Consider the following 8,881-nt stretch of genomic DNA (forward strand, 5'->3'; position numbering starts at 1 on the left):
TGGTAATTGGTAATTGGTAATTGGTAATTGGTAATTGGTAATTGGTAATTGGTAACCGGTAATTGGTAATCGGTAACCGGTAATTGGTAACCAGACATGATATCAGTTGTTAATTTTGCTATAGCGTTTCCATTTGATGTCTGAAACAAGCACTGTCATTAACTAAGACTTTCAGCTAGCTTTGTGTTCACGACTCATTTAGAAACGCTATATTTTATTTATCATTGTATTGTTTTTTTTTTGACTAAACTTAAATAAATCTTTACATAATTAAAATGAATCACGTTTATCATGTGTATAAATAATACAAAAACGTAAGCGAACAGCGATTAAATTCTCCTGTTTGCGTATCGGCGCACGCTACGCTGGGTTTATTTTAAGCATGATAGCTGACAGCACCTCAAGTAGCGTGGCCTAATGCCAACGGCTAAGTGCTTACGATTTTATATCTCTAACAATGGGATGCACCTACTCCAATTCCCCATTAAGAAGTAATAATTACTAATTATATGTTACCAATTACCTATTATTAATGATATTTATTTTTTGTTGTGAATCTACCGGATAATTGAGATTTGGTATTAGTTGTAATCGAGTGCTCTATAGCTTTTTCAAAGCTTATCAAAATTGTGGGTTTTAACGCCACAATTTTAGTTTAATTAAATTAAATAAATTATAGAAATATTTATTTAGACATCCGAGGAAAAAGCTGTGCTGATAAATACTCGAATATTCAACAAAACATCGGTTGAGCGCTTAGTCAATTTTTGGTCAAATCGCTATGTACCAGATTTATCAATCATCGCTAAAAATAATGATGTGTTAAAGGTTTCTAATTTGCTAGACGTTGCTTCTAGAAAGGGGCGGACTCAAACAGTTACCAAGTTACACCGTTTAATCCAAATTAACTGTGAGTGTGCGGGAATTAAAACAGATGCTATGTTCTCGTATATTCCTAATGTGGTTAATTTGACCGAGGCTAAGCGAATTGCTGAATTTGTTTGCTCCGTTTACCAAAAAGTACTAGAAATTTACCAGGAACAATCGCCGAATCCTAGTTTAATGGCAGCAATACGACTAGGAGAGACAATTAATTTCTTCACAGATTTATCTAGCCCGTGGACAATGGTAGCGCTAGAATTACCAGCCATAGAAAAGCTAGCCACCTCTCTCGAACCTGTATTGCGGCAAATGCGGGAGCAACATATATCAGCAAAAGACCGTAGAGCCATTGGTTTTGTTACCACACAGTTTCACTTCAGCACTAAATTAGTACTCAATCGGCTGACATTGCCAGAACAAATCTTGCTCAGTCCCTACTTTAAGTTTGTGGAAGAGCAAGTTTCTATCCCCTGGCAACGAATCTGTAATGCAGCGGCTTTGCATGATTTTAACTCACCTACCTTAGCCTTAGTCGAGCAACTCTTACCTGCTAGTCAGGATATTGCTCAGATTGTCTACCAACGAACAGAGGAATTGCACTCTGGTCATTTTAGCCGTCGGGGAGGGCTGGACGATCCAGGAATTAAGGCTTCGACTATCAGAGATTTAGAAATGTTCCAGGGTTACCTATGGCTATGTGCTTTGGAAGGGAATATGACATCAATAGAACAGGAACTGTTGCCATTGTGTTTACTGGTATTTCCTAGTGTAGACGTAAGTTGGAAACTGGCCGAAAAAATGTTGAAGTTACTGGTGGATGAACTAAACGCTCGTGTAGAGTCAGATCAGCTTTACCTGTTGCTTCCTTATACTCAAAGACTGCTGGAGTTATTCTCTGACTTAGACCAGAAGGCGTTATGATATCATCTAGCAGTTCTCAATTGGTTGAGATAATTTCCCCCTGGTGGTGTTATAATGGCATTGTAAAGGATTTAATCATTATGGAAACCGTAGACCAGAAACGGGCAGTTGAAATCTTGTCGGAGCGCCTGGGTAAAACCCAGGACTATCTTTGACATTGCTGCTCTGAATGCCAAAATTCAAGATTTAGAGCAGCTGGCAGCTCAACCAGATTTTTGGGATGACCAAAACTCGGCTCAGCAAACCCTTCAACAACTCAACGACCTAAAATCTAACCTCCAACGCTATAAACAGTGGCAATCGAGTTTGGAAGACACTAAAGCGATCTTGGAGTTGCTAGAACTAGAAACCGATGAGGCACTGCTTGCAGAAGCTCAAACCAACTTGACTCAGCTGAATAAAGAACTGGATCGCTGGGAGTTGGAACAGCTGTTATCTGGTACCTACGACGCATTAGGTGCTGTCCTCACCATCAATGCGGGGGCTGGTGGAACCGATGCCCAAGATTGGGCTGACATATTACTGCGCATGTACACCCGTTGGGCAGAGAACCATGGTTATAAAGCCCACCTAGCGGAAATTTCCCCAGGGGATGAAGCTGGGATTAAGTCTGCCACTCTGGAAATAGACGGACTCCGTGCCTATGGTTACCTGAAAGCGGAGAAAGGTACTCATCGACTAGTTAGAATTTCCCCGTTTAATGCTAACGGTAAGCGACAGACTAGTTTTGCTGGAGTAGAAGTGATGCCTGCGGTGGATAATACCGTTGAGCTGGAAATCCCCGAGAAGGATTTAGAAATTACCACCTCCCGTGCTGGTGGTAAGGGAGGCCAAAACGTCAATAAGGTAGAAACTGCCGTGCGGATTGTCCATATTCCTACCGGCCTGGCTGTGCGCTGTACTCAGGAGCGTTCTCAATTGCAAAACAAAGAAAAAGCCTTAGTACTCCTGAAAGCTAAGCTACTGGTGATTGCTGAGGAGCAACGAGCTCAAGAAATTGCCGAAATTCGAGGGGACATGGTGGAAGCGGCTTGGGGAAACCAAATTAGAAATTATGTGTTTCATCCTTACCAGATGGTGAAAGACCTGCGCACTAGTGTGGAAACCACAGCAGTTAATGATGTCGTTGATGGTAATATTGACTTATTCATTGAAGCGTATCTGCGTCAAGAAAATCAGTTAACTAACTAATCACTAATCATTGATCATTAGTGATTGTCAAAGTTGGTTGATTGTTACTGATACATAGTCAGTGGTCAAGTTTCAAGTAAGCAGTAAAAACTGTTAAGTCTGCTGTTAAATTAAAATCAGCCAATCAATTATTACATAGAGTACTTGTGTTCGATGAGCAACCCACCTTCACCGACCGAAGAACCACAACAAGGTCTGGATACAACTACAGCCCCACCCAATAACGGTTCAAGTGAACCCAAGCCCAGTTACACCAAGTTAGCCATGCGCAATATGGTGCGCAAGGGAGGTAAATCCCTGAGGCACTTTTTCCTCACCGTTTCTGGTTTATTGGCTCTAATGGTGGGTCTTGCCTACCTAACCCGTTAGGTAAAGAGTTTGTTAAGTGATTTAAACTTACTCTTGTTGATGGCTCTATGCTTCGAGAGAGCAAAATCAAGCGAACAGTAAGCATAGTCCTAGACCCAGGATTAACGAAGCCGATGACCTAGCCAATCGGCTAGGTCATCGGAGTAGGTTACCCTACTGGTAGCCAAGCCTTTTGGAGACGCTGAGTGTGAAGTTTGAATTGAGTGTACAGGATTGTTTCTTTAATCGCTCCCATTCTGCTGAAACCATTACTAACCAATCCAGCAGCCCAATTTCCCTCCACACTTGGGAAAGCTGGTTTGACCAATGGCTAGTTGCCCTTGAACTGAATTTACCGGAAGCGAAGAGCTACGAATTGAGTCTTCGCCTTACCGACAATAGTGAAATTAAGGCACTTAATTTCCAGTACCGCCAAAAAAATCAGCCTACAGATGTACTTGCTTTTGCAGCTTTAGAGGTAGACTCACCTAAGTTATCACCCCAAAAGCAATTATCGGTGCCTCTATACTTAGGTGATATCGTGATTTCGGTAGATACTGCTGTTCAACAGGCTAAACAGCATGGTCATTCTCTATCCAAGGAACTAGCCTGGCTGGCAACCCATGGTTTACTTCACCTTCTAGGATGGGATCATCCGGATGAGGAAAGTCTAGTGAGAATGCTGGATCAGCAGGAAACTCTACTTCAAAGGGTAGGTCTTTCAAATGATTCCTAGAAGTCTACTGTGCTTTTCAGTATATCCCTAAAGGTTAATCCTCCTACCCCATATGGGAAAGATGAAGGTATACCGAAGACCTATCCCTGAACCGATAAATGGTGTTACCAAAGGCCGAATCTTATCAAACTCAGTTTTTCGTGTCTAATACCTTGCCGATGACTCAAGAGCTATCTATACCAGTACCACAATACTCTGACTCCAAAGTCAAACCTCACCGAGATTTGGCTTGGCGAATTGCTCCCACATTAATGATTAGCTTCAAATATGCCTGGGCTGGAGTTCGCTATGCCTTTCTAACCCAACGTAACTTCCGCATCCATACAGCCATTGGCATTCTAGCCATTACCTTGGGCATTTTTTTACAAATACCCCTGGTAGAACTGGCTGTGATTGGACTAACCACTGGGCTAGTCATGGCTATGGAGATGTTAAATACAGCTATTGAATCGGTCGTAGATCTAACCGTTAAACAGACGTACCATGAACTTGCTAAAATTGCTAAAGATTGTGCGGCTGGTGCAGTACTGATCTCAGCGATAACTGCTATTTTTGTAGCCGGTTCCCTGCTACTGCCACCCCTAATCAGTAGAATTGAGTCAGTTTTGGGCTAAACACCCAATTAGACTATAAAATATGCGACTATACGATGAAAGTATATGACTGGATTGTCGTTGGTGGTGGCATTACTGGAGCAGCACTTGGGTACGAATTGTCTCGCCAGGGTTTGAGTGTTCTGATTTTGGATCAACATCCTACCCTAGAGGGAGCAACTCGCTATAGCTATGGTGGTCTTGCCTATTGGTCAGGAACATCAAGGTTAACTCGAGTGCTATGTCAGGAAGCTAGAGAAATTTATCAAAGTTTATCTGAGGAATTAGAAACAGATACCCAGTTCCGGGAATTAGACTTATTGCTGACCATTGACTTCAAAGATGACTCTGAGCAATTGGCAGCAGATTATGCCCGTTTTGCTACTCCCCCAACTTGGCTGAGTGTGGAGGACGCTTGTGCCATCGAACCCCTACTCAATCAAAATGCGATCGCAGGAGCGTTTACAGTCCGTCATGGGCATATTCATCCGGGAAAGACTACCCAAGGTTACCTGAAAGCTTTCCGCCGTTGTGGGGGGGAAATCCAAATTGCTCGTGTGGTGGAACTGGTAAGTAGTTCAGATACTATCAAGGCAGTCAAAACAGTAGCAGCCACCTACCACACGGCTAACACAGTTGTCTGTGCTGGTGGACTCAGTCGCACCTTACTGAAAGCTTCCGGAATTCCTGTCTACTTGTATTTCACCCATGAGGAGATGATTGAAACTCCCAGAGTTGACATCCACCTGCAGACAATGGTTATTCCAGCAGATACAAAAAGGTTTCAACTCGAACAGCAAGCCAGTACTAAGTCAGTTGAACACTTGTGGGATGAGCCTGGTCATGAGGTAATACGACCCATTCTTGATGCAGGTGCAGTGCAGTTTTTAGATGGCAGTTTACGGATGGGTCAGCTGAGCCGTGTACTGACAGACCCCTACGCCACTATAGCGCCAGAGAAAGGGGAAGCGGAAATTCGTACCCAAGTGGGTAAAATTCTACCAGCTCTTGAGAAATTACCAGGAACCTGGCATCATTGTTTAGTAGCATTCAGCAACACTAGTTTGCCAGTGGTGGGTTCCTTAAGTGGTGTGGAAGGAGTTTATATATTTTCTGGTTTTACTAACCCCCTGGTATGTGTGCCACCCCTAGCCAAGCGCTTTGCTAATTGGGTTCAAGGACAAGAGGATGAAATCATCGCCAAACTTTCCCCCCCCAATTAACAAAGTATTATGTTAAGTTAAGCTAGGTTAAACCTTCTTAAGAGTCTGTTGGTGACCGAGCCATAGTCTCAGTCAAAGTACCAGTAGACTGTGCCAGTAGACTGTGCCAGTAAAATGGCTCCATAATCGCTCAAGGATTTTCCTCAGGGCGACTCTGTCCAAGTAATGGAACAGAGGTAGGGTCAAAGAAGTATTAGACTGACCACCAAGTTTGGTTAATGCTCACAGGCAGATACACATTCAATCTGCATAATAATTTAAATTTAAGCAACGGATTTTTTGTTGACACTATAGTACTGTTAACTTGTCTTGGGTTAACGGTCAACGGTCAACAATCACCAAGTTAAATGTTCATAAAAATAAACAACGGCTGTCGGTGTCTGACTCAACGTGGTAGCGACGGTCTACCCCTTAGCTTGTGAGGTAAGCTAATCCATTACCTCGTCCTCACAAGCGAGTTATGAGCCTACACTCGTTATTAACCTACAGGTGATGGCAATCCCCTCCCCTCAACCCAATTGGCTGTAATAGGGGTCTTCTGCCAAGAACTAATGACAATACTGGAATTGCTGTTAAGGGATTATGACAAAAACTCGCTCTAAGTGGCAGCTTGCGGTGGTAGGGATTTTGCTACTGCTGACTCTTCAGTATGTGCTGTGGCGATCGCTGTTTACCCTCAATCTGGATACCCTGGTCAATGGCATCTTTAGCTTGGGGTTATTACTAGCGGAAATACTGAGGCTAGCTGGTAGCACCATTCAACTGTTTTTCTTGTCCCAGATAAAAGATAGAAGTCGGGAAGCTAATTGGGGTGAATTATCGGTTATTAGTGGTCGTTTTACCCCTTCTGTTGACATCCTGATTCCTACGTATAATGAACATTCCTCCATATTACGACGAACAATTATAGGTTGTCAAGCTTTAGAGTATACAAGAAAAACGATCTATCTTCTGGATGATACTAGACGTCCTGAGATGAAAAAACTTGCAGCTGAGCTAGGGTGCGAGTATATAACGCGACCAAATAATCTTAATGCGAAAGCAGGTAATTTAAACAATGCCCTTCCTCAAACCTCTGGGGATTTAATTGTTGTATTTGATGCTGATTTTATTCCTACTAGAAACTTCCTCAAGCGGACTGTGGGTTTCTTTAAGGATAAGGAAGTCGCTCTAGTTCAGACTCCCCAAAGCTACTATAATCCGGATCCGGTTGCCTATAATTTAGGTTTAGAAAACATTCTGACGGCAGAAGAAGAATTATTTTATCGACACATTCAACCAATTCGGGATAGCACAAATAGTATTGTGTGTTGTGGTACGTCTTTTGTGGTCAGGCGCAGCGCAATCTTAAGTATTGGTGGCTTTTTTACCGATTCCATCGCTGAAGATTACTATACTGGTGTTTGTCTATCTGCTCAAGGCTATAAGTTAATTTACCTTGATGAAAAATTAAGTGCTGGCTTGGCAGCAGAGAATATCGCAAGTCATGTATCTCAGCGGCTAAGATGGGCACAAGGTACCTTACAGGGACTTTTTCTAGACGCAAATCCATTAACAATTCCTGGACTTACTAATCTCCAAAGACTAGTTCATTTAGATGGGTTGCTTTATTGGTTTACTAGCTGGTCACGAATTTATTTTCTAATTGTTCCCATAGCGTATACATTTTTCGGGATTATTTTCTTTAAAGCAACAGCTACTGAAGTCTTGTGTTTTTTAGTTCCTTTCTATTTGCTACAGTTTTCTGTGTTCTCGTGGATAAACTGCGGCTCTCGCTCCGCTTTCATGTCAGATATTTATTCAGTAGTGTCATGTTTCCCGATTGGATTAACGGTGTTGCAGACAATGCTGAATCCTTTTTCGAGAGGATTTAAAGTAACCCCGAAAGGAATATCTCGGGAGAGTTTTAATTACAACTGGCAGTTAGCATTGCCGCTGATTATTGTATTCGTTGCTACAGCAATTAGTTTTGGGTTTAATCTGACCGAATTATTGATACCAGCCAGCAGTTTGCCATCCTTGGACACAGCCCAACTTACCCAAGGGATCAGCTTAGCTTGGATTTGGAGTGGCTACAATCTCCTGGTGCTGAGTATCGCCTTACTAATCCTTTTGGATTCTCCTAATCCGAATACTAACGAATGGTTTGACTTACGTAAAGTGGTGCGAATAAATATAGGAGGTCAAACCTATTGGGGCATCACTAAGTGGATTTCTGAAGTAGGTGCTCAAATCAAGCTGACTGAGAAGCTATCTATCTCCCTTAAAGACAATATCAAAGTAAGTCTGAAAATAATGGGGGAGAACTTACGACTACCAGGAAAGATTACTCACACAGACATCACGAGTGAAAACCCCACTCTCCAAATAGGATTTAATCAGCAAATGAGTTTACCCCAGAAACGGTGTTTAATTGAAATGCTGTTTTGTGGTGTGGGTCAGTGGAAACCTTGTGATACCCCTGGAGAATTCAGCTTGCTGTGGCTTTTATTAAAAAGTTTCCTGCAGCCCAGATTTATGTTTAACCGTAATCCAAACCTCAGCACAATTAGCACCACTGAGGTACCAAGCTCTACCCTTACCAAACTCAATGGTGAAATGGCTGTGGTAGCACCAGCACCACAGGCGATGGCAACTGTTGCTGATTTCCAAGAGGACAATAGCTCCCAACCCCTGCTCAAACCTATTTCACTAGTAGCTCAGCCTAGGGTAAAAGCTCCTAGTGTTGCTCAAACAGTCGGTGAAGAAGTGGCGATCAAGGTGGCAATACCAATGAATCCAGAACTAAACTCCCAGGTGGAGGCGAGCGCTCATTGGGAAGCCGAAGGTGAAACCGTTGTGATCAAAGTAGCGATACCCAATGAAATAATCCAGAACTAAATTGCCAGCAAAATGCGATTGACCTTGGCCTTTCGGCCACGCTACGCGAATGGTCAGGCGGGGCGCGATGCTCGGTACGAGCCGCTTCGCGAACGCTAATTAAAAAA

7 protein-coding genes and 1 pseudogene are annotated in these 8,881 nt (G+C 42.8%); 7 read left to right on the plus strand and 1 reads right to left on the minus strand.

All coding sequences use genetic code 11. The features are described from left to right. A pseudogene (locus AC4II3_RS28800) lies at window positions 1-63 on the minus strand (alpha/beta hydrolase); the annotation flags it as partial. A 648-nt stretch (window positions 64-711) separates the two neighbouring features. Between AC4II3_RS28800 and AC4II3_RS28805 the strand changes: the two are divergent. The 7 genes from AC4II3_RS28805 (at window position 712) to AC4II3_RS28835 (ending at window position 8,774) form a co-directional block, all read left to right on the plus strand. After that, entirely contained in the window at window positions 712-1,803 is a 1,092-nt protein-coding gene (locus AC4II3_RS28805; protein WP_488013622.1) for a hypothetical protein, read from the plus strand. A gap of 80 nt (window positions 1,804-1,883) precedes the next feature. Further along, window positions 1,884-2,994 (plus strand): peptide chain release factor 2 gene (gene prfB / locus AC4II3_RS28810; RefSeq protein WP_488013635.1). Its coding sequence is split into 2 segments (ribosomal slippage): window positions 1,884-1,955 and window positions 1,957-2,994, totalling 1,110 coding nucleotides; the frame shifts between segments, so codons are not numbered across the junction. 153 nt (window positions 2,995-3,147) lie between these two features. After that, a complete protein-coding gene (locus AC4II3_RS28815) occupies window positions 3,148-3,363 on the plus strand; it encodes a DUF3285 domain-containing protein (protein ID WP_488013624.1) in 216 nt (71 codons plus the stop codon). A 187-nt stretch (window positions 3,364-3,550) separates the two neighbouring features. Continuing rightward, the gene (gene ybeY, locus AC4II3_RS28820; protein ID WP_488013626.1) at window positions 3,551-4,078 is read left to right on the plus strand and encodes an rRNA maturation RNase YbeY; all 528 of its coding nucleotides are present in this window, start codon (window positions 3,551-3,553) and stop codon (window positions 4,076-4,078) included. A gap of 98 nt (window positions 4,079-4,176) precedes the next feature. After that, window positions 4,177-4,692, plus strand: a complete 516-nt coding sequence (locus AC4II3_RS28825; RefSeq protein WP_488013628.1) for a diacylglycerol kinase — start codon at window positions 4,177-4,179, stop codon at window positions 4,690-4,692. 35 nt (window positions 4,693-4,727) lie between these two features. Next, window positions 4,728-5,894 carry an NAD(P)/FAD-dependent oxidoreductase gene (locus AC4II3_RS28830; protein ID WP_488013630.1) on the plus strand — a complete coding sequence of 389 codons (1,167 nt, stop codon included), beginning with the start codon at window positions 4,728-4,730 and terminating at the stop codon, window positions 5,892-5,894. A gap of 582 nt (window positions 5,895-6,476) precedes the next feature. Continuing rightward, window positions 6,477-8,774 carry a glycosyltransferase gene (locus tag AC4II3_RS28835; protein WP_488013631.1) on the plus strand — a complete coding sequence of 766 codons (2,298 nt, stop codon included), beginning with the start codon at window positions 6,477-6,479 and terminating at the stop codon, window positions 8,772-8,774. Window positions 8,775-8,881 lie beyond the last annotated feature (107 nt).

The organism is Moorena sp. (assembly GCF_982860115.1).

What these genes read in the sequence shown, in the direction of transcription:
- AC4II3_RS28815 (WP_488013624.1), top strand. Translation starts at nt 3,148, where the DNA reads ATGAGCAACCCACCTTCACCGACCGAAGAACCACAACAAGGTCTGGAT.
- AC4II3_RS28835 (WP_488013631.1), top strand. Translation starts at nt 6,477, where the DNA reads ATGACAAAAACTCGCTCTAAGTGGCAGCTTGCGGTGGTAGGGATTTTG.
- AC4II3_RS28825 (WP_488013628.1), top strand. Translation starts at nt 4,177, where the DNA reads ATGGTGTTACCAAAGGCCGAATCTTATCAAACTCAGTTTTTCGTGTCT.
- AC4II3_RS28830 (WP_488013630.1), top strand. Translation starts at nt 4,728, where the DNA reads ATGAAAGTATATGACTGGATTGTCGTTGGTGGTGGCATTACTGGAGCA.